Genomic DNA, 22,228 nt, shown 5'->3' with positions numbered 1-22,228 from the left:
GTCACCACCTTGAAGCCGGGTGACGCGGCGGTCTTCGACCTGGCCTACACCCTCGACAACAGCGGCAACAGCCTCTCCTCGCCGACCAACATCATCGTGACGCCCCCGAACGAGACCCACACCGTGACCCTGGACTGGCCCGCGGGCGCCGGAGACATCAAGGGCGCCTACACCGACGTCCAGGTCTACCCCACCCACACCACCAAGTAGCGGCGTCGCGTGTGGTGGGTCGACATGCGATCGGGGCCCCGCAGGAGAGGATGTTCTTCTCCGCGGGGCCCCGATCCGGGCATGGCGCATCGGCAGGCGGCGATGCTTGTCTAGAAGTAGTGTTTGCGTCCGCCGACGGCGCGGCCGGTCGCTCCGAGAATCCAGAGGATCGCGCCGACCAGGATGAGTATTCCGCCAATGGTCGTCAGCAGGGACAGGCCCACCAGAAGGCCAATGATCAGCAGAATCAGTCCAACAACAATCATGATCAATCCGATCTTCCGAGTGCTCTTCTTCGGCACGCGCAGCCCCGACCTGTCGAGCCCATCGCGTCCCCTTGCCTCAACTCCGTGCCCCAAACCGGCTGCCGTCCCGGCCAACCGTGATCGGCGGTGCCGCCGGCCTGTGTGGTGCTCCACCCGTGTGCCCCGCATACGACAGCACATGCGCGTCGGGTACCGGCCTCGCCGGATCGCCCCCTGCCATCAGAAGCACGGTGAAGCCGTCGGGGGCATGGGGACTGCCGAGCCGCTCCGCCGGCCCTCGTACAGTCGCTTCGCATGACCGACGACGAGATCGAGATCACCGCAGACTTGATCTACGACCTGCTCCAGGAGCAGCATCCGGACCTTGCCGGGTTGGCCATCCGCGAGGTAGCGGGCGGGTGGGACAACCAGATGTGGCGTCTTGGGGACGGGTTGGCGGTGCGCATGCCGCGGACAGAGGGCGCCCCGGCCCTGCAGCGCAAGGAATGCCGGTGGCTTCCTGTCCTGGCTCCGCGCCTGCCGCTGCCGGTCCCGAACCCGGTACGGATCGGTGCACCGTCCGCGCGCTTCCCGAAGCCGTGGACCGTCATGACCTGGGTTCCGGGTGAGCCGCTGGACTACACCTCGATCAGCCGCGGCGACCACGCGGCCGACACCCTGGCGGGCTTCGTCAGGGCGCTCCACGTAGAGGCACCGGCTGACGCGCCGGTCAGTGAGGACCGCGGCGAACACCCCAGGAAATGCACGGCCGGCTTCGACCGCTTCTTCCATGCTGTCGTCCCCGACGACCTCGCCGACGATGTACGGGCCGTCTGGGACGACGCCGTCGCGGCGCCCGAGTGGGCGGGCCCGCCGCTCTGGGTGCATGGCGACCTGCATCCGGCGAACGTCGTCGTCGCGGACGGGACGCTCTCGGGCGTGATCGACTTCGGTTCCTTGTTCGCGGGTGATCCGGCGTGGGACCTCGCGGCTGCCTGGGTACTCCTCCCCGCGGGCGCCGCCGCACGGTTCTTCGACATGTACGCGCACGCGGACAAGGCGACGATCCGGCGCGCCCGCGGGCTGGCTGCTCAGCAAAGCCTGTTCCTCATGCTGATGGGCCAGAACGGAGACCGGGGCCTTCCCGGAGGCAAGCCGACATGGGGACCCGCGGGCCGGGCAGCGCTCGAGCGGGTTCTGCGGAGCTGATACTCATCCCCGCCCCGGCCGACATCCTGCTCGCTTTCGCGGGCGGGACGAGAGCGCCCGTGCCGGACGGAACCGTGGATTCACAGGAGCTGCAAACCGTATCCCCGGCACACAGGCTTGAAGTCCGCCGGCCCGTCAGCCAGGGCATTCATGGTGATCTGCAGTGTCGGATCGTCGTTGAAGAGACCCATGTGCCCGGCGCGGTCGGCCGGGCAGAGGTCTTGCAGGACCACGTTGTCGACGTCCTTGCCCTGGAGCGCCTGGGTGGCGTACGGCGTGACGACGGTGTCGTACTTCGTCATCACGACCGTGTAGTGCGGGCCGTCCGGGACGGTGTCGCCGTCCGCCCACATCTCGCGGCTGTAGTCCGAGGTGTTCGTCTGCTCGATGACTCCGGGGAAGCGCGCCACGTTCGAGAGGTGGGTCACGAATCCCATGAGGTTCAACTTGGTGCCGAGGTCGGCGATGCCGTTGAGGTTCGTACCGTGCGAACTCGGGGCCCAGCCCACGTACTTGTCGACCTTAGGGGCGCCGCCCATCTTCTTCATCCACCACATGGGGACGCTCCCGCCGAGCGAGTGCCCGATGATGTTCACCTTCGCCGAGCCCGTCGACGCCAGGACCTTGTCCACGAACGCATCGAGTTGAGCCGCCGATTCACGGTTGGGGCCGAGCCCTCCGATGCGGCCGAGGGAGACCGGGGTGAAGCCGTAGTTCAAGGCGTATACGCAGTAGCCCGCGTTCTTCAGCCGGGGCGCCGTCTTCACGAAGTTCGCGCCGAGGTTGAAGAAGGTGCCCGGCAGCATGACAACCGGCTCGGGGTGCTCGGCGCTCGGCTTGCAGGACCAGTCGTTGGCGCCCGGCACAGCTCCCGGTGAGCTCACATAGTTCCAGAGGGCTTCCGGCACACCCCCTTCGCGGAGTTCGGGCGCCGTGTCCGCCTGCGCCGGGGCCGCTACCGAGAAGGTGAGGGCGGTGGCGGCACAGGCGGCCGCGGCGATGAGACACGAGCGGAACTTGCGCGGGGAAAGCTCGGTCACTGGCATACGGATCTCCTGAGGTGACTGCCGGCTGACGGATCGGCGTGGGCGGACGCCTCACCACGAGGTGAAGAAGCGCTCCCAGGGAAGCGCGAGGTGAAGAAGCGCTGCCAAAGGAAGACTGAGGCAACAACCACCCCATGGACCCCGACCGGCGTCCAGACATCACGCACACCATTTGTGAGCCGTCACAAGGCGGAGGCCCGCGCGAAGACGCGGCGACCCCGCACACACCACCGGCCGCGCTCTTGACGCGGCGCTCACGGCCAGCGACTTTGGCTACCACCACACGTAACGATCTCGGGGCGGGAGAGGCGAGCGGCATGGGTGAGGATCACGACGGGACGACACCGTTGCCGTTGCCGCTACCGCTGGCCTTCGACGGCGTCGTCCTCCACCAGCGCCTCAGCGACGCGCTGCCCATGCTGGCGGGCCGCGTCCTGGACCGCCTCGTCGACCACGTACCGGTCTACGACACGATGCCCGGCGAGCAACTCCGCGGCGAGATCCAGAGAGTCGTCGAGCAGGGCATCGGCTCCTTCGTCGCCATGCTGCGCACGGGACAACCTCCGAGCGAGAGCCAGCTCCTGGCGTTGCGGCAGTCGGCCGCCAAACGGGCCGAGGAAGGGGTACCCGTCGAGGCGGTCGTGCGGGCGTACCACGTAGGCGCGCAGGAGTGCTTGCAGCAGATGCTCTCCCACGCCACACCGGACGACCTCGAACACGTGCAGGCGGCCACCGTGCTCGTGCTGCAGTTCCTGGAACGTATGACGGTCACCGTGGTCGCCGGCTTCTTCGCCGAGCGTCAGGCGGTCCTGGGCGAGGAGCAGTCCGCACGTCAAGCCCTGCTGACAGCGCTCGTCGAGGGCGCGGACGCGGCGACCACCGCGGCCCGTTGGGGGCTGGACGTGCCTCCCTGTTATCTGGTCCTCGACCTCGCCATCGGCGCCCATCCCGATGAGGCGCTCGACGGGGTGAGTCCGGTCATCGCGGCCAAACGCAAACTGCGCCGGCTACGTGTGGAGCTCGACCGGCACGTCGACGGCACCGTCCTGTCCGCATGGTCCGGTGACGGCGGCCTGGCGCTGATCCCGTGCAGGACGGAGCCGGACCGGGTCGCAGGCCGGGACTGGGCACGCCTGGCCAAGGCGGTCGAGCACATGCGGCGGGTCGCCGGCGTCGACATCATGGCGGGCGCGGCCGCCGCCGCCCCGGAGACCATCCCCGCCGCGGTGACACTGACCCAGGAGGTGCGCCGGGTGGCGGCCGCTTCGGAGCGGCCGCCGGGCCTCTACCGGCTGCCGGATGTGCTGCTCGAGTACCAGTTGATGCGCCCGGGACCGGCCCGGGACGAGCTGGCACGGCTCGTGCGACCGTTGACGGCCCGCCCCGAACTGCTGGCCACGGTGCGCGCGTACCTGGGCTGCGGGCTCAGCCGTCGCCGCACCGCTCAGGAACTGTGCGTGCACCCCAACACGGTCGACTACCGGCTGCGTCGCGCCGCCGAGATCGCGGGGCTCGACGTCACGACGGGGCCGGACGCGCTGCGCGTACGAGCCGCGATCAGCGCCCTCGACGCGGCGGAGGCGCTGGAGCGCGGCCCGGCGGGCGGCTGACCCGGTGTGCGGGTTCGGGCGAGCATGCGCGAGAGCCTCGTACGCCGCGAGTGACGGGTTGCCTAGCGGCGGGTCGTGCGCGTCACCATCGGGAGCGAGATGAAGTCGGCGAGCGCCTGCTGGCCGGCGATATTGACGTGGACTCCGTCGCCGGTGTCGTAGGCGGGGTTGATGCTGTTGGGCTGCACCGGGTCCTTCAGTACCTGGTCGAAGTCGAGTACTCCGTCGCAGGTACTGGAGCAGTCGCTGCCCTTCTTCACGAAGTCGCCCACCGCTTGCCGGTCCCGGTTGTTGACATCGCTGTAGCCGGGGCGCGGGGTGATCGGCGTGACGTAGACCTTGATCCCGGCCGCATGCAGCCGCTCGAAGGTGTCGCGGTAACTGCCGATGATCTGCTCGGCGTCGCACCCCACGGCGAGGTCGTTGGTTCCGTAGTAGAAGAGCACGGCTCGCACCCCGTGCAGTGACAGGACGTCCCGCTCCAGGCGTGCCAAGGAGTCCAGGCCACGGACGGAGTCGTCCATGCCGGGGCAGTCGGCGAAACTGGTGGTGCCGGCCACGCCCGCGTTGGCCACGGCGAACTGGCGCTCCTCGGGCAACTCCGTGCCTATTCGCCGCGCGAGGTCGTCACTCCAGCGGCGGTTGTTGCCCAACTCGGTGCAGCCCGGGCCGCAGTTCGTACTCCCCGTGCCGTCCACGACGGAGCTCCCATAGGCGACGAGCGTGCCCTTCAGGTCCCTGTTGCGCACGTCCACCGCGCTGACCAGGTAGGTCGACTGCACCTTCTCGGTGTAGGCGCTGCCGCTCTCGTCGCCGCTGTGGTCGCCGGAGCCCGGGGCGGAAAGGTAGTTGGTGCGAAAGGCGTTGTCATGGCGGCCCGCGCTCGCCTGCCCCGACACGGACAGCGACACGGCCACGTCGCCCTGCGCCCTGGTCCGCATCGGAATCGGGTCGCTCCAGACCTCCTCTCCCGCCGGCACCACGACGCGCCCCTGCCCTTCGAAGGTGACTCTCCGGGCCGCGCCCTCAAGGGCCGCGCTCTTGCCGTCGCTGCCCGCGACGGTGGCCGCGCCGATGGACAACGGGCTCTGCGAGAAGGTGTTCTGCACCCGGACCCGCACCGCGTCCCCGCCCTGACTCAGGTGACTGATCATGCGGACGGACTGATCGCGCAGGGGAGTGGGGGCAAGACTGTGCTGGGAGCCGGCCCAGGAGGTGTGCCAAGAGGTGCCCGGTGAGTGCCGCGTGGTACCGGGCCCCTGCGTCCCGACAGCCGCGACACTTCCGTCGGCTGCGACGCTTCCGCCGGTCGCCGTGCAGGTCAGTGCGGCCGCAAGCAGTAATGTCGACGAAGCTCGAAACATGTGCGCTCCTTAGAAGTGACGCGATGCCGCGGGCGGTCCCTCCGACAGACTCCGAGCGCGGCTCACACCGAAGCCCAACTCGCGTGTGGTGGCAGCAAGTTCGGGGCCCTACACACCACATCCAGGGGAACCATGGTCGGCATGTAAGCACACTTGCTCATGCTGGGTTCAGACCCGGCTCTTCGCCGGGCACGGTCCCGGGATGCTCGCGAGTCGGTCAAAGGCGCGCGGGGCCGGCGATGACGCGTCGGCCGGCCCGGTTCATTCGCCCGTGGTGTCCTCGGCCTCCCAGCGAAGCAGGTCGCCCGGCTGGCACTCGAGCACCTCGCAGAGCGCGGCGAGCGTCGCAAAGCGCACCGCTTTGGCGCGGCCGTTCTTGAGTACCGCCAGGTTGGCGGGGGTGATCCCTACGCGGTCGGCGAGTTCGCCCACGGACATCTTGCGCCTGGCCAGCATCACGTCGATGTCGACGGCGATCGGCATCAGATCACCTCGTCCAACTCGGCCTGCATCCGCGCCGCTTCGACATCGCGGGCGACGGCCTGGGCGAGCAGCATCCGCAGTACGAGCACGATGAGCGCGACTCCCAGGATGGCCAGCCCGATCCCGCCCATGATGAGGGTGACGCCCGGGTCCTCCCGCTGGCCGGGCGCGTTGATGGCCGTGACCGTGAACCACAGGAGAGCAGCCGCGACGATCGCGCCGATGATGCCGTCCACGTACCGGAAGGCGACGTGGGAGAACACGGTTCCGCGTCGCACCATCGTCACCAGTCGCCATACGCAGACCAGGGCGACCTGGGCCGTCCCGATGCCCAGGATCGTGATCACGCGCAGCGGGGTCAGCGGGAGCGACCCGTCCTCCGGGTCGTTCCCGCTGACCAACGCCCACACCATCAATGCCTGTACGAACACGGTGCCGGTGAGCACCACCACGAGCACGGCGTGCAACGCGCGCACTGTCAGCTTTCCCATGTCCCCTTCCTTCCATCGACCTACGATGGAAATCTATCGAATCTCGATAGGCTGAGCAACTCTGCGGGCGGCGGGCGGCGGGCGGTCAGCGGTCAGCGGCATGGTGGTGCGATGCTTCTCGATCGCGCCGAAGCCATGACCTGCCCCGCATCCTGCTGCGCACCGGCCGCCCGCCGGACCCCCGCGCAGGCCGCCGCACCACCTAGGAACCCCTATGCCCACCTGGAAGAAGACACTGCGCCACGCCGGGATCGAGCGTGCTGACCTGCACGTCGACTACACCCAACAGCGCTCTCTCGTGAAGGCGTTCGCGAAAAAGGAGTACCTGGCGGTCCGACTCCTGCTGCCCGCGGCGCTGCACCCGCCGATCATCGCCGCTGTGGCTTTCATGCATCTCACCGACGAGCGCGTCGACACGGGGGAAGTGGCCCACCGCAAGAACGAACTGGCGGAATGGTCTGCCGCCACGCGTGCCGCTCTTGACGGAACGCGACCCATCGACAACGCCACCCTCCGGGCGCTTGCCGACACGGTCACCCGCCACCCCCGCCTGCGCCCGCGCGTGGAGGCCTTCCTCGACGGCGCGCATCTGGAGGTCGACTACACGGGCTTCCTCACCGAGCAACAGCTGCAGGACTACGTCGAAGGCTACTCACTGCCCGCCTTCATGCTCATGGCCGATTTCGTCGCCCCCACCGGCACGCACAGCGATCAGGCGGCGTTCGAAACCGGATGCCGGGCCCTCATCGAGTCGATGCAGCGCGTGGACTTTCTCGACGACCTTGCCGAGGACGCGGTCGGTGGTGTGGTCGGAATCCCTCAGCAGGACCTCGATCGGCATCAGCTGACCTTGGCGAGCATCGTCCACCCCAGCGGCGAGGCCCGACGCGCGCTGGCGGAGATCGTGCGGGAACAGGCGGCCTTGGCGCAGGACCAGCTGCAGGCGGCTGCGCGGCTGTCCGAGCTCGTCGACCCCTCGGTGCGGCCGTTCGTCACGGCCCTTTGGCAGCTGCAGAGCCTGAAGCTCACGGCGGTCCGGCACGCGGCCGGCGGCCTGGTGGACGGGGGAGCCGAGGTGCCACTGCCGGCCGTTCTGCGCACGCTGGGTCGGCAGTACCGGGCCGCACGGTTTCACCGTAAGTAGGCGCAGCGCCCACTTGGATCGGATCACCGCATCACCGCATCACCAGCCGGACACCGCGTCCGCCGCTCCCCTTTCCGGGGTGGCTTCGGGGTGGCTGTCGCTGTTTAAGCCGTATGACGGTGGTTCAGTTGCAGGTCGTTGAGAGGGGTCCCACGGTGATCTCAAGCGTCACCCTCAAGCCTCGAAAGGCGAAAACATGCCCGCTCTGCCCGTACGGCGCCTCGTGATCTCCGCTCTCTGTTCGTCCCTCCTGATCGGCGGCGCGGCGCCCGCGTTCGCGTCGGACTCCGCCGACGAGAGCACCCGTCGCACTTTCGTGTCATCCGACCCGGCAGCCGACCCCGACCCGGGAGCGGTGCTGCAGCAGCTGGCCCCGCTGGGCGGCCTCACCGGCATCCTGGCACCGATCAACGGCCTGCTCGCCGGGCTCCTCGCGGCACCGCAGGGCAAGACGACCGCGCAGGACACGCAGGACGCGCAGAAGCACGTCGACACGATCGAGGCTGCCCTGCCCAAAACACCGCGCGACGGGCAGACCGAGGCCATGGCCGAGCTGCAGTCCGCGATCGACGACCTGGTGAAGACAGCCGAGTCGGGCGGCACCACCACCATGACCCCCCGGCTGTCCAAGGCGGTGTCCGGGCTGGTCACGAGCCTCACGTCCCAGTGGCTCGAAGGCGCCACGAAGCCCTGACCTCCGTTTCCATCGGCGAAGCCGCTCGTACGCGAAGCGGTTTCCGCACCGCTGTGGAGCTCGGCCTGTGGCCCCGCGTCGTTGGGCTGGCACGTGAAAAGCTCAGCCACCGCACGCGTGGGGCCCCGGCCGCTTCCTGCTTCCTGCCCGGCCTGGGCCCAACGGTGTCCTCTCAAGAGATTTCCAGCCTGGACCGGCCGAGCGTCGCCCGCCCTGCTAGGGACGCTGCCCCGGCTTGTCGACGACGGCGCGCTCGAGGATCGCGCTGGAGCCGGTGAGCTCGCCCTTCTTCTGCCCGTCCGGCAGGTCTTCTACGGCGACGGTGCGTTCTCCGAGGAATCGCTTCGATTCCTTGTCGAAGATCAGCTCTTGGCGCTCCCCGCCGTTGACGCGCGCGACGGCCACGCCGCGGCGCCCCGCCGCGTCGACCGCGTCCGGAACGACCACCACCCCGGAGATCGTGGCTGCGGCCCGGTAGAGGGCAGCGCTCTGAGCGGCCGGCATCAGTCCCTCGAACGACAGGTCACCGACCAGTACGAAGGTGTTCTGGTCCTCGCTCTCGCCCCCGTCACTGACCCGGTGGAGCCACTTCAGCATCTGGTCGGGGTCGGTCGGCAGGGACTGCAGGTTGCGGTAGTTGGTCGAGCCCTCATACAGCGGGAGATCGGGCTTCAGCGCCTCCTCGCCCGCGAACCCGTAGTCCGGCTCGCGGATCAGTCCCGTATGCAGGCCGTCCACCGAAAGCCAGACCTCCCGCTTGTGGAGGGGATCCAGCTTCGCCTTCTTGCCTTCCTGGTGCGTGGTGTAGCCCACCTTGCTCTCGACGTACACGAATTGATCGTCGCGGATGTCGCCGGGCACCTTCTCACGGGCGGCCGCCAACGCGATGTCCTCCAGCAACGCCACGGCCTCCTCGGTCGGCGGCTGCGCGTTCGCGCCTCCGCCGGACGACGGGAGGACCACCAACGTGACGGCCACCGCGGTGGCGACGGCCGCCGCCGCGAACGCGGGCCGCAACCACTTCTTGCGTACGGAGGACGCCCGCGCGGGCGTCTCGGTCTGCTGGATCGCGGTCTGCCGGATCTCGGTCATCAGATGCTCCTTGAGGAGTTCGTGACGGCCCGGCGGAAGGCATTTCTCGGGAAGCTGGGTCATCGGTTCCCCTCCTTGACGGGCCTGACCGCAGTAGTGCGGTCATCTCCCATCTGTCCGCGTCCGAAAGGCGGTTCCATGTGTTTCGCGAGTTTTGTTCTGGCTCGGGAGAGCCGCGATCGTACGGTTCCGACAGGCACCCCGAGCGCCTGGGCCGCCGCCGCGTAGTCGAGCCCCGCCCAGACGCAGAGGGCCAGTACCTCCCGATCGGCCCTGCGAAGCCCGGACAGCGCCGTTCGCACCAGAGCCAGCTGCGCCGAGTCATCGAGGCGCCCGGCGATCTCGTCGGCGAAGTCCCGCTCGGTCTCCCCACGAGGCAGACGAGCGATGGCTGCCGCGTGTCTTCGTGCCGCCCGGCGCGTATTGCGCGTGACGTTGGTGGCGATCCCGAGCAGCCAGGGCCGCAGCGAACCACCTTCCTCATTGACCTTCTCGCGTAGGCGCCATGCGTCCAGGAAGGTCAGTGACACGACATCTTCGGCCTGCGCCCAGTTACCGGTAAGCCGGAACGCGTGGTTATAGACGGAACGTGCGTACGCGTCGAAGAGCTCGCCAAAAGCGCCTTGGTCCCCCGTGCTGATGCGTTTGCGCAGAGTCGTATCCACACCTTCCATCTGTCCGTACGGCGAAGGCCGGTTCCAGTGACCCACACCACAGAGGTTCGGCCATGAAGCGGCCTTCGCCCAGGCCTGTGATGTTTCGCCTTATAACCCCTGGTTAGGGATGGCAGACCAAGAGGGGGACACCGTCTCTCAGGGCTTTCCCAGTCGTGCGCTCCGCACGCGAACTGACGCCGGCATCAAGGCCTTCGTTCAAGAGCAGCACGAGCAGCAAGAACGCTCCATGCATGTCGGAGCGGGCACGATCGTCATGACGGTGCTCGTGGTGCTCGCTGTCGCCGCGTGGGGTGTGTATGCCCTGGTCCGACAGGAGCCTGCGTCAGCTCGTTGGGTGCGTGCCCTGGAGGATGTCCCGGGAGTGTAGGCGCAGTTGGTCGGCCCCCGTGCCGGTGAGGACCAGGCGGGCTGCGTGGGGTGGTTCCACTTCGGGTGACGACACGCGGGGGTATCGGCTGATCTCCGCCACTGTCAGGTCTACGGCTCGGCCGTGATGAGTCATACAGGGAAACTCCGCGCCCAGCCGCGTCGTTGCGAGGCACCGCACCACGACAGCCAGCCGGCTCGGTCCAAGAATCTCGACCTCATGGATCTGAATCCTGGGATGTGGGGTCTCGGCGAGGGGTGTGGTCACACCGCGATGCTCTCAGAGTGGGGTCCATGACTCATGGGGTGAGGCTGGTTCGGTCGAACGGGCCGCCGTGCGCGGCGGCGTACGCGATGGCGTCGTTGACGGCGTCGAGGCCGAACGACCGGACTCGTTCGGGGGCGAGATCCAGAGTGCCCGAGGTGAGGAGGCGGATGATGCCGACATTGGCTGTGCGCGGGTACATCCACTGCCCGCGCACGGTGACCGAGTTGCGCATGATCCATGGGTAGGGGAGTGCCAGGTCGTCGCCACCGAGCATGCCGACGCCGCCCATGAGGACGACCCGGCCGTACTCGCGCACGGTCATGGCCGCCGCGCGCGAGGCCGAACTGGGTGCGCTCGGAGGGAGCAGGTCGATCACCATGTCGACCGGGCCGTCGGCCGCCGCGGACATCGCCCCGCGGTCCGTGGCCTCGTCCCCGGTCAGCGGGACCGGGCGCAGCCGCGGACCGAACCGGTCGGCGAGGAGGCCGAGCGCGGCCTTGTTGCGGCCGGGGGCGACCACGCGACCCGCGCCCATCGCGAGTGCGACCGCGACCGCGCTGCTGCCGAGGTTTCCGGTGGCCCCGCTGACGAGCAGCGTCTCGCCGGCCGCGAGCCCGCCTGCCAGCAGCCCGCCGTAGGAGATGGTGTGCACGGTGAGCGCGGCCCAGCGGGCCGGATCCTCCCCGGCCGCGGTCGGCAGCGCGAAGACGTTCTCCGTCGGGACCCGCATGAGCTCGGCGAACGCGCCGTCGTGCAGGTGCTCGGCGAGCCGCGCGCCGCCCTCGCCGCGTGAACTCCAGCCCTGGAGCGTGATGTCGGGCGTCAGGGCGTCGTCCCGCGAGCGCACCGTCGAGTCGCACCACACCAGGTCGCCGACCCGCAGCCGGGTGGCGTCCGGGCCGACGTGGACGATCCGCCCCACGCCGCCGACACCCGGCACGACAGGAGGGACAAGGGGGTACTTCCGTTTGCCGCTGAAGACTTCGGCCGCGTAGGGCGCCACGCCGGCGGCGAGGACCTCGACCACCACCTCCCCGCCCCCGGCCTCGGGGTCCGGCACCTCCCGCACCGCGAGTGGGGCGCCGAACCGCGTCAGAACTGCTGCGCGCACGTGATGACCTCCGTGTTCGTCCATGTTCATCCGTCCTCTTAAGAGCGACACTAGGAGCGGGATGTACATGCGGGAAGCGATGATCTGGCATCCGTGGTATGCGTATAACGCATGGACATCTCCAGTACGGGACTGCGGGTCCTGCGGCAGATCGCCGAGTCCGGCAGCTTCACCGCGGCGGCCGCCCGCCTCGGATACACGCAGTCGGCCGTCTCACGCCAGGCCGCCGCCCTCGAACACAGTGCCGGCGCCACCCTGTTCGAACGCCGCCCGGGCGGGGTGCGGCTCACGTCCGCCGGCTTGACCCTGCTGCGGCACACCCACACGATCCTCGCCTCGCTCGCAGCGGCCGAGCGTGAACTCACCGGCACTGCCCCGCGGACCGAACTGGTGCGGCTCGGGGCCGTCCCGAGCGCGGGCTCGACGATTCTGCCCGCCGCGCTCGCACACCTCGCGAAGGCCGACCCGCAGATCACGGTCACCACCCGCGAAGGCACCACGCCCACCCTGATCCGGGCGGTGCGCGCCGGCTCGCTCGACCTCACCGTGCTGACATCCCGCCCTCCCCACCGGCCCTTCGACAGCGAGTTGCCGCGCCTGCACCTCACGACCGTCGCGGACACCGAACTGGTCGTGGCCGTGTCTTCGACCGGAGACTTCGCCGGACGCACCACCGTGCACGTCGACGAACTGGTGGACGCCGCATGGATCGCCACCCCGTCGTCGAACTCCGAGCCGCTGCTCGGCGTCTGGCCCGGCCTGCCCGGACGGCCGCGGGTCGTTCACTCCGCGCGCGACTGGCTGACGAAGCTCCAGCTGGTCGCGGGCGGCTTCGGCGTGACCACGGTGCCCTCCGGGCTCTCACTGGTGCCGCTGCCCGGGGTGAGCGTGCTGCGCGTCGACGGCGCACCCCCCGAGATTCGCCGGGTGCTCGTGGCACGCCTCTGCGGCCACCCCACCCCGGCGATCACGGCCGTCACCCGAGCGATCACTTCGACCGCCTGAACCGCCACCAGGGCCGTACACATGGCGGGTACCCCTGACCCGCGTTTGTGCGGAGTTCACCGCTCTCAGGGCGACCTGCTGCGGCCGGCATGCGCAAGCACACACCGCGCGCAGGCGCAGCCGTGCCGGCTTCGCTCGAGCAGGGGGGACCCCCATCCAGGACCTTCCGGCGCCTTGCGATCGCACGCACCAGACGACGCGCGCTGATCCGGCCGGGGATATGACACAGGCTCTCACCGGTCTACGTGCCGGCCTGTCGTCGTCTGCGACAATCGCGGACATGAACGCAGCATCCACCGCCCTGGAACCCATCCTGTCGATCCAGGCCCGCGACGAATACCGCGCCCTGAGCGATGAGCAGGCCAGCGTTGTCGATCGTGCCATCGGGATGCTCGCCCGCAACCCTGAGGCCCGAGGCACCGTGGACGAGGGGCAGGGGGCACGCCGCGCGTTCGTCTCCCAGGACCTCCAGATCCGCTACGGCACCCACGAGCACATCCTTGTGATCGCCGAGATCCTTGTCACCGGCGGCGGCTTCCTCCTGGGCGGCGGATCCTGACCGGGGCGCCCGGCGAGCAGTGACGGCCGGAGCGCGCGGACCTGACCGCGACGATCTCAACGCCGCACAAACCGGGTGATGGTCGGCGCGATGTCCTTGAGAGGCAGTACGAGGTCGACCAGGCCCGTGTTGATCGCCGAACGGGGCATCCCCTGGAACTGTGCCGTGTCGGGGTCCTGCACCAGGACGGTGCCGCCGTGCGCCTTCACGGCGGTGATGCCCTGGGCGCCGTCGCCGTCCGTTCCGGTGAGCACGCAGGCGATGGCCTTCTCACCGTAGGCTTTCGCGGCCGATTCGAAGAGCGGGTCGGCAGCCGGGCGGGCGGATTTCACCGGGCCTTCTTCCGTCAGTGCCAGCTTTCCCGCCGTGCGCACGCACAGGTGCCGGTCGGGCGGGGCGATGTACACCGTGCCCGGAACCGGTTCTTCCCCGTCCTGGGCCAGCTTGACCGCGAGGTCGGTCCGGCGGGTCAGCACGGAGACGATCTGTGTCTCGCGGCCACGGCGCAAGTGCTGCACCACCAGCACCACCGCCGGAAGCTCGCCGCTCAGGCCGCCCAGCAGTGTCCCCAGGCCCTGGATCCCGCCCGCAGAGGCAGCCACCACGACGCAACAGTCAGCACAAGCAGGGGAAGAGTCGGTACCCACGTCTGGAGAGTAGCCGTCTCCAGGCCGAGCGGGGCCGCCAGACCGGAGTCGGTTCAGTAGTCCGAGTAGTCCTCAGGGGGGCTGCTGGTGTCCTGCTCGCGATCCAACGGATCCACTTCGCGGTGCGCCCCGTCCGCTTCACGTCAGCAGCCGTAGCACGGCCTCCTCGATGGCCCCCTGGGTCGCCGGGTGCCCGAACGCAGCGCCGTCGCCGAGCTGCTCGAGGGCGTCGGCGATCGTGCGCCGTTGATCGAAGAGCTCGATGATCCGCGGGTTGATGTACGAGGCCCGGCACACCGCGGGTGTGTTGCCCAGGTACGCGCTGACCTCGCGGACGGCCCGCGTGACGGCGCCTTTGCGTGCGGCGCGGGACCCATCGGCCACGCGAGCGGAGACGGCGAGGGCGACCGCCGCGAGGACGGTGGCGTGCCAGGTGCGGAAGTCCTTCGCGGTGATGTCCTTGCCCGCGCTCTCGTGCAGGTAGTCATTGAGCTCGGCGGCGTCGAGTTCGTGCCAGGCCCCGCCCTGCCAGTAGGCGAACAGCCGTTGGCCGTCGCCGCCCCGGCGCAGCAGGGCGCGCAACACCGTGCAGGCGGGCGGATCGACGAACGCGCGGCTCTGCGTCTTGGAGTACTTCGCCGGATACGTGAGACAGACCTCTCCCGCCCGGCAGGAGGCGTGCTCCTTCAGCAGAGTGGTCAGCCCGTACGTTCCGTTGTCCCGCCGGTAGGCCTCATTGCCGATGCGGAAGAAGCCGAGGTCGAGCAGGCGGACGGCGCAGGCGAGCACCCGTTCACGGCACAGACCGCGGCGGCCGAGGTCCCGCGTCACCTGCGCGCGTACCTCGGGGAGCGCGCGGGCGACCTCCAGCACGTGGTCGTGCTTGGCCAGCTCCTGCCGCTCGCGGAACAGCGGGTGGTACAGGTACTGGCGCCTGCCCGCGGCGTCGGTGCCGACGGCCTGCAGGTGACCGTTGGGCCATGGGCAGATCCAGACGTCCCGCCAGGCCGGGGGGATGACGAGTGCCCGCAGGCGTTCCTTCTCCTCGGGGTTGTCGATGTCACGCCCCGAGGCATCCTTGTAGCGAAATCCGCGTCCCGAACGGACTCGGGTGATCCCGGGTCGGTCGACGTGGCTCGTCCTCAGCCGCCACTTCTCACCCATGTTCCAGGAGTGCCCTCACGGCGTGGTGCCGGATCCTGAAGTGGCGCGTTCGGCGCAGCCCGCCGTCGACTACGCGTCCGCCGCTGGGCAGCGCGTCGCTCGTGACCTCGTTCGGTGTGCGAGCCATGGCCCCGCGATCCGGATCCGGTGCCCACTCAGGCGCCGGGATGCGCGGCGTCTTTGAGCCTCCACCCGTGGCCCGTGCACCCCTCCGGCGGAGGCGGGAACCGGTGGCCGCGTACGTCGGTGCTGTAGCCGTGATGCTGCTGGCAGTCGCACTCGTAGATTCCCGAATCGGGAACGATCTCGCCGGGGTGGTGTACCCGTTCTTGTCCGTGCCCGCCACTGTCTTGTCTGTCGCTCATGGGTCCGGTCTACGGCCAAGGCCGGCCTTCACGCGACTCGAGTACGCCGGACGGAGGGCCCACAGCCCCACGAAGACCACGCCCCGGGTCGGCGGGGCCTGTGGGGGGCGCCGGGTGTGGCGGTTCGGCCGGTGGGTACTGGAGGCGTCCGGCTACCGCGTTGACGCGTTCTGCGGGGGCGGCGCAGAGTGGTCGCACGCGAGGGTGCGCCTGTCGGCGGGGGGATCGGAACCCCATGGCCAGCCGGGGCCAGGGGGCATCAGAGGGTCATCGGAGGCCGTGGCCGTGAATGACACGTTCCTGCGCGCCCGGCAGATGCGAGTGCAGGCACGAGGGCACCGGGAGGCTGCCCGGCAGATGCGCGGCGACCTTCGGAAGATGCTCGTGAAGGCGGAGCGCCCGCTACCGGTCCCCGACGTGCGCCGCGAGTAGAGGGCCCGACAAGCCACCCGCCGAAAAGCAGGCGGCTCCCCCGGCTCCGGTCCGAACCGGAAGAGCCTCGGCGCGAGTGACCTCCAACGGGGGTGAACACGCCTCTTTGTTGACTCCCCGTTCATCAGAAAGCTCACACGTGTGCGGGTAGGCCCCCGTTTCGGGTGAGCGTGTGGGGCGGGCGGTGAAGGCGGGGTTTCCAGGCTCGGGGGAGTAGGGGACGGTATTGGCACTGTTGTGTCGCGGCCCCCCTTGACCCCGGAGGCGAGAGTGATGTCAGAGGTACCGGAGCAGGACGCTGCCCCGAAACTCGAACGAGCCAAGGCGACGGTCGCCCGGCTGGAGGAGGAAGTCGGCCAGCTGAGACACGCGGCCGACGCGCATCATGAGATCGGCCAGGCGGTCGGCATCATCATGGCCGTCGCCCACGCGACCCCCGATCAGGCGTGGGACGTGGTCCGGAACATCTCCCAGCGCACGAACATCAAACTGCGCCACATCGCGGACCTGCTCACCGAGTGGAACCTCACCGGGAACCTCCCCACCGACGTCCGCACCGAACTCGACCGCCAACTACGCCTGCTCCAGCACCGCCCGCAAGCCCAAGCGCCCAATACGCCGCCCTGACAGATCGCCATCACGTGCCGACGGCCGGAAAATCGATGGCACGCCCGGCTCGCGCGCGGTGAAGATCGCGGCATGCCCAACTTCCTGGAGACCGACCGGCTCGTTCTGCGCGCGTTCACGGCGGCCGACATCGGCCACCTGCTCGCCCTGGACAACCACCCCGAGGTCATGCGCTTCATCAACGGTGGCCGTCCCACCAGCCGCGAGACGATCGAGACGCGGGTCCTGCCGCGACTTCTGCACGACTACCCGTGCTGGGGGACCCGCGGTTACTGGGCTGCGCAGGAAAGGAGCACCGGCACCTTCTTGGGCTGGTTCGAGTTCCGGCCGTTGGAGGAGCACAGCGCTGCCGTGGTCGAGCTCGGTTACCGCTTGGACCAGGCGGCATGGGGGCGCGGTTACGCCACCGAAGGTTCCCGGGCCCTGATCCACAAGGGATTCACGGAGCTGGAGGTCGAGCGGGTCACAGCGGACACGATGGCGGTCAACAGCCGCTCCCGTCGTGTCATGGAGAAGTCGGGCCTGTATTTCGTGCGGAACTTCACCGGGGACTGGCCGGAGGCGATCGAGGGCTCCGAGCACGGTGAAGTCGCGTACGAGCTCACCCGGACCGCGTGGGAACAGTTTCGGTAGACGTACCTCGACTGCCCCCGTCCACGATTCCTGACCTTCCTCGTGCGCAGGGCCGCTCTAATGGTGGCCGTGGGCGGTGTCGGAAGCGCCGCCGAAGAGACGGGCGACCGCGCGGAAGGGAAGCGTCACTACGGTGGCGATGGCTCCGCCGATGGCCCGGAGTACGTCTGCAATGGCCTTGAGCATGAAAATGAGCCTTCCATTACCGATGAGTGGTTCGTCGTCCGGCCGCCCGTCTTTCGGGCGGCCCGTATTTGGGCGGGTGCCCGGACATCCGTTATGCAAAACACCCTCCCGTGGGCCCCAGCATGGGCGGACTCACCCTGGAGCAGCAACGTTGAATAGGCCCACTGCCTCATCCGCCGATGAACCAGCAGGCGTAAGCGTGAGCTACTTTTTCGCGCGGGCGGGTACAGCAGTCGTATGCAAAAGACGGAGTGGGAACTCGCCGTGTCGTCCAGTGCGGCTTTGCTGATGTGGATCGCGGGCGTGGTGGTCGTCCTGGTCCTGATTGGCGCTTTTATTCTGGGGCGCCGAATCCAAACTCGTGAATCGCGCCGACCGAGGCCGGAGGAACAGCCGAAGATGCCGGAAGGCGGCCCTGTCGGGGAGGTCCAGGAGTACCGCGAACCGGACGAGGTGCCGCAGGACGGCGGTCGGCTCAGGCCGCACGAGCTCCATGAGGGATACGGGACCTCAAGTACGCATCCGAGCCCGTCGCAGGATCCGGCCGACCACAAGAAGGGCGACGGAAGCAGCTTCGGTAGCGGCGGCTTCGGCAGCTGATCCGGCCGGGCGTCGCTCGACCCCGGGTGGGCTAGGTACGCCCGCTGGACTCTTCGGGAACCCGCCTCCACCGTGCCGCCGCGGTCATGCGCCGCGCCGGGACCGGGAGGTGAGTCCTGACATGTCGCGGCAACGGTTGATCATCGCTCTGGCGGTGCTGGCCACGGCGTTCTTCCTCGTCTACGCGGAGCCATGTACCCGCCCCGCGCGGCGCACCAGAGGATGTCAGCGACCGCCTTAACGTGTCCATATGCGTACAAAACAAGGCACCTTCGTCCCAGTGTGCCGACGTCTGTTGAACTCGCGCGGTATCGGTCTGGTGTGCGCCGTCGCCGCGGCGGGGGCCCTGATCACGGGGTGTGGCAACGACGACAAGGAGGTCGGCCGGACCGGGGCGGACACGGGCACTACCCGCGCGTCGACGACTTCCTCGGCGTCGGCGGGCAACCTCACCGACGACCAGGCCGAGCGGAAAGCCCTCGTTCCGAAGGCCAAGGTCGGCTACGACAAGGCACTGGACACGGCGGTGAAAGCCGTGGACGGGTCGAAGCCGGTCTCGATCGAGCTCAAGGGCCCGGCCGACAAGCCCGGCTGGGATGCCAAGGTGGCGACGGACGACGGTACGGAGCGCACCCTCCGCGTCGACGCCGTCACGGGCAAGGCCGGCAAGGCGCAGGCGGACTCGGACCAGGACAGCGACGACAAGCAGGAACTCGCCGGCCGGCTGTCCAAGGCCAAGGTGACCCCGCAGCAGGCCGTGGAGACCGCCACGGACAAGACCAAGGGCACCGTCACCTCCGTCGAGCTCGACGACACCGACCAGGGCAAGCCTGTGTGGTCCGTCGACGTGGTCACCACGAAGGACTGGAACAAGACGACCTACGACATCGACGCGACCGACCGCACGGTTCTGCGCAAGCACACCGACCGCGACTGACCCGCGACTGACCCACAAGATGGCTTCAGGGGCGCTTCCTGGCCAGGTTTTACGGCTGTCGGCCCCCGACGGCTCTGCGGTCCTCGCCTCACTGCCGAAGCGACGCCCGCACAGGGGCCGGGGCCAACCGGTTGCCTGCCAGAGCCAGTCTCGCCGTGAGGGCGGACAGACGCAGAGGCCGACCGGGCCATACCCGCGGACAACCGGCCCTCGTTCCTGCCTGCCTCCCGCTCGGGCATGCAGGCCGGCCCTCAGATGCATAGTGCTGCGCCACCAGAATGTGGTGGCTAGTCTGGTGGCATGACTGTCATGACGCTCCGGATCCCCGACGACCTCGATCCGTCGATCCGGGCCGGCGCGGAAGCCGCCGGTCTGAGCCTGAACGCGTACATCGTGCGCGCCGCCCGCCGCCAGGCCGTCCTCGACGCCGCGCAGCAGCTCGCCGCGCTCGGTCTCGGCAGTGACCTGGCGGGCGAGGGCGACACCTTGTGAAGCGAGGCGAAATCTGGACGCTCGCAGACGGCCGCGACGTTCTGATCATCTCCCTCACCGGACTGGAGACGACGTTCGGCGCGGTCGTGGCGATCGTGCTGCACCCCTCGGGCCGCTACCCGGACACCGCGATGTCCGTAGTGATCGGCGACCCGATCCCCTGCACCGCGGTTGCCGTCAACGTGCAGCAGCTGCGCACCGAGCGGTTCGAAGGCGCCACCCTGCGCGGCACCGTAGGCCAGGACGCCATGGCCCGCGTCGACCGCGCGCTGCGCGCTGTGCTGGACCTGTAGGACTCGACTCGGGGCGCCGAGCAGCCCGCGGCGTCGGGCAGGCACCCACGGATCTCAGGCTCCCTATGCGTACGTGAACCACTGAAAGTCCGCGACCGGCAGCGCGGAGTCCATCGGGCGGTGACGAATGTCCATGGCCATTCGCGTGCGCGTCACCAAAAGATAACGGGTCTGGTCCAACGCCCCTGTGTACTCACAGGCGTTGGACCCACCCGTGCCCGCACGCCACCGGAGGACCGCATGTCGCGCAACACGTCCGGCGTCACCCGCCGCTCGCTCCTCATCGGCACCGCCACCGCTACCGCCACCGCAGCCCTCGCCCTGAGCGTGCCTACCACTGCGTACGCCGCAGCCAGGACCCCCAAGGTCCTCGTCATCGGCCTGGACGGCACCCTGCTCAGCAGAGTGAAGGACGCCGACGCGCCCCACCTGAAGGCGCTGATGGCGGCCGGCCTGACCGCCCCCAGCTCGATCTACGCGAACCCGCTCGCGCCCACGCTGTCCGGGCCCGGCTGGTCGACGCTCATCACGGGTGTCTGGCCCGACAAGCACAACGTGAAGGACAACAACTTCACCGGCCACAAGTTCGCCCGATACCCGGACTTCCTGACCCGGATCGAGACCGCGAAGCCGGGCCTGTCGACGTACGCCGTCTCCTCCTGGGCGCCGCTCACCGACACCGTCTTCTCCCCGAAGGTCGACACCCGCGTCTCCACGCCGAGCGCCGAGTACGACACCGGCACCGCCGCCCGCGCCGTGGCGCAGCTGAAGTCCGCCGACCCGGACGCGGTCTTCGTCCAGCTCGACAACGTCGACCACGCGGGGCACTCCTATGGCGCGGCCAGCGGGCAGTACCTCGACGCCATCCACGGCGTCGACGGCCAGGTCGGGCAGCTGGTCGACGCCCTCAAGTCCCGTACCACGTACGCCGATGAGGACTGGCTGATACTGGTCACCGCCGACCACGGGCACACCGACCCGGGCGGCCACGGCGGCTCCACGTGGCAGGAGCGCCAGACTTTCATGATCGCGGTCGGCTCCACGGCGGCTGCCGGCTCCCTCCGCCACGACGTCAAGATGCCCGACATCGCGGCCAGCGCCCTGGCCCACCTCGGCATCGCCATCGACCCGACCTGGGGCCTGGACGGCCGACCGATCCAGCAGCCGGGCCCCGACGACTTCGACAGCCTGCGCACCGAGCTCACCGGGCCCGTCGACGAGACCGGCATCGGTGCAGGCGTCGTCGGCTTCACGCACACCCCGCCCCGCGGCTGGTCCGTCGACAACTCCGCCATGGGCACGGGTGGCGTCACCGAGTGGCGCGGCTGGTCGTTCACCACGGACGAGTTCTGGACCAAGGCCGAGCGCGACCAGCAGCGCGAGTCCAACATCCGGGCCCGCAACGTCTTCGCGGTCGCCGACGGCGACGAATGGTCCGACAGGGCGGTCTCGGGCACCTTCGACTCGACGCTCGTCAGCCCCGACTTCACGGTCACCGGCGGCCGTTCGGCCACCCTCACGTACACCACCTTCTACCGGCAGGAATCCCCGCAGAAGGGCGAGGTGCTCGTCTCCTACGACGGTGGGACCCCGGTCTCCGTGAAAACGTATGCGGCCGACACGTCCTCCCGCACCGAGAGCGTCTCGCTCCAGGTGCCCGGCGGGGCGACCAGGGCGAAGGTGCGGTTCCGTTACACCGGCGGCAACAACTGGTTCTGGACCATCGACGGGGTCAAGATCAGTCAATCCTGAGCAGGCTGATGGCGGTGAGCTGGGGCTTCGGTCCACTTGGTGTGATGCGGGGGAGTCACGGTCGCTGAGACAGAACCCGGACGTCCTCAGGATCAGTTAAGGATCAACGCGGCCTTAGTGTCAGCGGTGTCAGCAGGAGACACCGCTACCGACAGGTCCTGGAGATCATCATGCGTTCGCGTCGTGCCGCCCGTTCCGCCCGCCTCGTCCTGGCCGCGGTGGCGGTGACGGCCCTCGCCGCCACCGCCACCGCGTGCGGCCCCGAGGACACCACGGGTGCCGGAACGTCCACGGCTTCCCCCGCCGCGAGCAGCGGGAGCGAGAGCCCCGCGAACGGCAGCCCGTCCAGCGGCTCTGGCTCCAACTCCGGTGACACCAGCGGCAAAGCCGACTCCGGCACCGACGGCGGTGGCAGCGGTGGCGGCGATGGGAAGAGCGGTTACGGGCAGTCGTGCGGCACCAACGATGTGAGCTTCACGCTCACGTCCGAGTCCCAGGCCGGCGGCTACTACCTGGTCACCGCCAA

Annotated in this window: 26 protein-coding genes and 1 pseudogene; 16 read left to right on the top strand and 11 right to left on the bottom strand. The window is 69.2% G+C overall.

The genetic code is table 11. The features are described from left to right. Positions 1 to 210: DUF4232 domain-containing protein (locus ACIREE_RS41430; protein WP_404164594.1), on the top strand; the 210-nt coding region annotated here is incomplete at its 5' end. Between the two features lie 110 nt (positions 211 to 320). On the opposite strand, the gene ACIREE_RS41425 is transcribed toward ACIREE_RS41430, so the two are convergent. After that, the gene (locus ACIREE_RS41425) at positions 321 to 476 is read right to left on the bottom strand and encodes a DUF6131 family protein (protein WP_086020387.1); all 156 of its coding nucleotides are present in this window, start codon (positions 474 to 476) and stop codon (positions 321 to 323) included. Positions 477 to 770: 294 nt separating this feature from the next. Between ACIREE_RS41425 and ACIREE_RS41420 the strand changes: the two genes are divergently transcribed. Continuing rightward, complete coding sequence (locus ACIREE_RS41420) at positions 771 to 1,664, top strand: aminoglycoside phosphotransferase family protein (RefSeq protein WP_404164592.1); 894 nt, start codon at positions 771 to 773, stop codon at positions 1,662 to 1,664. Positions 1,665 to 1,744: 80 nt separating this feature from the next. Here the strand turns inward: ACIREE_RS41420 and ACIREE_RS41415 are convergent, their stop codons facing one another. Further along, the gene (locus ACIREE_RS41415) at positions 1,745 to 2,710 is read right to left on the bottom strand and encodes an esterase/lipase family protein (RefSeq protein WP_404164590.1); all 966 of its coding nucleotides are present in this window, start codon (positions 2,708 to 2,710) and stop codon (positions 1,745 to 1,747) included. A 317-nt stretch (positions 2,711 to 3,027) separates the two neighbouring features. Here ACIREE_RS41415 and ACIREE_RS41410 point away from each other — a divergent pair, with 317 nt between their 5' ends. Further along, complete coding sequence (locus ACIREE_RS41410; RefSeq protein WP_404164588.1) at positions 3,028 to 4,320, top strand: PucR family transcriptional regulator; 1,293 nt, start codon at positions 3,028 to 3,030, stop codon at positions 4,318 to 4,320. 62 nt (positions 4,321 to 4,382) lie between these two features. On the opposite strand, the gene ACIREE_RS41405 is transcribed toward ACIREE_RS41410, so the two are convergent. The 3 genes from ACIREE_RS41405 to ACIREE_RS41395 form a co-directional block, all read right to left on the bottom strand. Next, complete coding sequence (locus ACIREE_RS41405) at positions 4,383 to 5,474, bottom strand: GDSL-type esterase/lipase family protein (RefSeq protein WP_404164586.1); 1,092 nt, start codon at positions 5,472 to 5,474, stop codon at positions 4,383 to 4,385. Positions 5,475 to 5,945: 471 nt separating this feature from the next. Continuing rightward, on the bottom strand, positions 5,946 to 6,167 hold the full coding sequence (locus ACIREE_RS41400) for a helix-turn-helix domain-containing protein (protein WP_404164584.1): 222 nt from the start codon (positions 6,165 to 6,167) through the stop codon (positions 5,946 to 5,948). Next, a complete protein-coding gene (locus ACIREE_RS41395) occupies positions 6,167 to 6,658 on the bottom strand; it encodes a DUF2975 domain-containing protein (RefSeq protein WP_404164582.1) in 492 nt (163 codons plus the stop codon). Before ACIREE_RS41395 ends, ACIREE_RS41400 begins: the two co-directional genes overlap by 1 nt. A gap of 214 nt (positions 6,659 to 6,872) precedes the next feature. On the opposite strand from ACIREE_RS41395, the gene ACIREE_RS41390 reads away from it, so the two are divergent. Continuing rightward, positions 6,873 to 7,802, top strand: coding sequence for a phytoene/squalene synthase family protein (locus ACIREE_RS41390; protein ID WP_404164580.1), 930 nt, complete (start codon positions 6,873 to 6,875; stop codon positions 7,800 to 7,802). A 196-nt stretch (positions 7,803 to 7,998) separates the two neighbouring features. After that, positions 7,999 to 8,496, top strand: coding sequence for a hypothetical protein (locus tag ACIREE_RS41385; RefSeq protein WP_404164578.1), 498 nt, complete (start codon positions 7,999 to 8,001; stop codon positions 8,494 to 8,496). A gap of 216 nt (positions 8,497 to 8,712) precedes the next feature. Here the strand turns inward: ACIREE_RS41385 and ACIREE_RS41380 are convergent, their stop codons facing one another. The 3 genes from ACIREE_RS41380 to ACIREE_RS41370 form a co-directional block, all read right to left on the bottom strand. Next, positions 8,713 to 9,651, bottom strand: coding sequence for a CU044_5270 family protein (locus ACIREE_RS41380; RefSeq protein ID WP_404164576.1), 939 nt, complete (start codon positions 9,649 to 9,651; stop codon positions 8,713 to 8,715). Next, a complete protein-coding gene (locus tag ACIREE_RS41375) occupies positions 9,648 to 10,262 on the bottom strand; it encodes an RNA polymerase sigma factor (protein ID WP_404164596.1) in 615 nt (204 codons plus the stop codon). The genes ACIREE_RS41380 and ACIREE_RS41375 overlap by 4 nt, the downstream gene beginning before the upstream one ends. A gap of 668 nt (positions 10,263 to 10,930) precedes the next feature. Continuing rightward, positions 10,931 to 12,010, bottom strand: a complete 1,080-nt coding sequence (locus ACIREE_RS41370; RefSeq protein ID WP_404164574.1) for an alcohol dehydrogenase catalytic domain-containing protein — start codon at positions 12,008 to 12,010, stop codon at positions 10,931 to 10,933. A 111-nt stretch (positions 12,011 to 12,121) separates the two neighbouring features. Here ACIREE_RS41370 and ACIREE_RS41365 point away from each other — a divergent pair, with 111 nt between their 5' ends. Further along, on the top strand, positions 12,122 to 13,015 hold the full coding sequence (locus tag ACIREE_RS41365) for a LysR family transcriptional regulator (protein ID WP_404164572.1): 894 nt from the start codon (positions 12,122 to 12,124) through the stop codon (positions 13,013 to 13,015). A gap of 280 nt (positions 13,016 to 13,295) precedes the next feature. Beyond that, a complete protein-coding gene (locus ACIREE_RS41360; protein WP_404164570.1) occupies positions 13,296 to 13,574 on the top strand; it encodes a hypothetical protein in 279 nt (92 codons plus the stop codon). 56 nt (positions 13,575 to 13,630) lie between these two features. Here the strand turns inward: ACIREE_RS41360 and ACIREE_RS41355 are convergent, their stop codons facing one another. Together ACIREE_RS41355 and ACIREE_RS41350 are read right to left on the bottom strand one after the other, a co-directional pair. Beyond that, positions 13,631 to 14,179 (bottom strand): chemotaxis protein CheB, encoded by a 549-nt coding sequence (locus tag ACIREE_RS41355; RefSeq protein WP_404164568.1) that lies wholly within the window; start codon positions 14,177 to 14,179, stop codon positions 13,631 to 13,633. A 180-nt stretch (positions 14,180 to 14,359) separates the two neighbouring features. Continuing rightward, positions 14,360 to 15,385 carry a DNA topoisomerase IB gene (locus ACIREE_RS41350; RefSeq protein ID WP_404164566.1) on the bottom strand — a complete coding sequence of 342 codons (1,026 nt, stop codon included), beginning with the start codon at positions 15,383 to 15,385 and terminating at the stop codon, positions 14,360 to 14,362. A gap of 650 nt (positions 15,386 to 16,035) precedes the next feature. Between ACIREE_RS41350 and ACIREE_RS41345 the strand changes: the two genes are divergently transcribed. The 3 genes from ACIREE_RS41345 (at position 16,036) to ACIREE_RS41335 (ending at position 17,442) form a co-directional block, all read left to right on the top strand. Then, the gene (locus ACIREE_RS41345; protein WP_404164564.1) at positions 16,036 to 16,182 is read left to right on the top strand and encodes a hypothetical protein; all 147 of its coding nucleotides are present in this window, start codon (positions 16,036 to 16,038) and stop codon (positions 16,180 to 16,182) included. A 273-nt stretch (positions 16,183 to 16,455) separates the two neighbouring features. Further along, the gene (locus ACIREE_RS41340) at positions 16,456 to 16,809 is read left to right on the top strand and encodes an ANTAR domain-containing protein (protein WP_404164562.1); all 354 of its coding nucleotides are present in this window, start codon (positions 16,456 to 16,458) and stop codon (positions 16,807 to 16,809) included. Positions 16,810 to 16,881: 72 nt separating this feature from the next. Then, complete coding sequence (locus tag ACIREE_RS41335) at positions 16,882 to 17,442, top strand: GNAT family N-acetyltransferase (protein WP_404164561.1); 561 nt, start codon at positions 16,882 to 16,884, stop codon at positions 17,440 to 17,442. A 57-nt stretch (positions 17,443 to 17,499) separates the two neighbouring features. Here the strand turns inward: ACIREE_RS41335 and ACIREE_RS41330 are convergent, their stop codons facing one another. Further along, a complete protein-coding gene (locus ACIREE_RS41330) occupies positions 17,500 to 17,628 on the bottom strand; it encodes an LPFR motif small protein (protein WP_263398772.1) in 129 nt (42 codons plus the stop codon). Positions 17,629 to 17,865: 237 nt separating this feature from the next. Between ACIREE_RS41330 and ACIREE_RS41325 the strand changes: the two genes are divergently transcribed. From ACIREE_RS41325 to ACIREE_RS41300, 6 genes and pseudogenes are all read left to right on the top strand, one after another. Next, positions 17,866 to 18,228 (top strand): DUF6479 family protein, encoded by a 363-nt coding sequence (locus ACIREE_RS41325; RefSeq protein ID WP_404164559.1) that lies wholly within the window; start codon positions 17,866 to 17,868, stop codon positions 18,226 to 18,228. 280 nt (positions 18,229 to 18,508) lie between these two features. Continuing rightward, entirely contained in the window at positions 18,509 to 19,165 is a 657-nt protein-coding gene (locus tag ACIREE_RS41320) for a PepSY domain-containing protein (protein ID WP_404164557.1), read from the top strand. A gap of 300 nt (positions 19,166 to 19,465) precedes the next feature. Further along, complete coding sequence (locus ACIREE_RS41315) at positions 19,466 to 19,657, top strand: toxin-antitoxin system HicB family antitoxin (RefSeq protein WP_404164424.1); 192 nt, start codon at positions 19,466 to 19,468, stop codon at positions 19,655 to 19,657. Continuing rightward, complete coding sequence (locus tag ACIREE_RS41310; RefSeq protein WP_404164555.1) at positions 19,654 to 19,950, top strand: hypothetical protein; 297 nt, start codon at positions 19,654 to 19,656, stop codon at positions 19,948 to 19,950. The genes ACIREE_RS41315 and ACIREE_RS41310 overlap by 4 nt, the downstream gene beginning before the upstream one ends. A gap of 240 nt (positions 19,951 to 20,190) precedes the next feature. Further along, positions 20,191 to 21,702 carry an alkaline phosphatase family protein gene (locus tag ACIREE_RS41305; protein ID WP_404164553.1) on the top strand — a complete coding sequence of 504 codons (1,512 nt, stop codon included), beginning with the start codon at positions 20,191 to 20,193 and terminating at the stop codon, positions 21,700 to 21,702. Between the two features lie 170 nt (positions 21,703 to 21,872). Continuing rightward, a pseudogene (locus tag ACIREE_RS41300) lies at positions 21,873 to 22,228 on the top strand (hypothetical protein); the annotation flags it as partial.

This window comes from Streptomyces sp. NPDC102467 (genome assembly GCF_044765445.1).
Lineage (GTDB): Bacteria > Actinomycetota > Actinomycetes > Streptomycetales > Streptomycetaceae > Streptomyces.
Note: the sequence above shows the minus strand (reverse complement) of the source record. Positions and strands in the feature narration are given on the sequence as shown.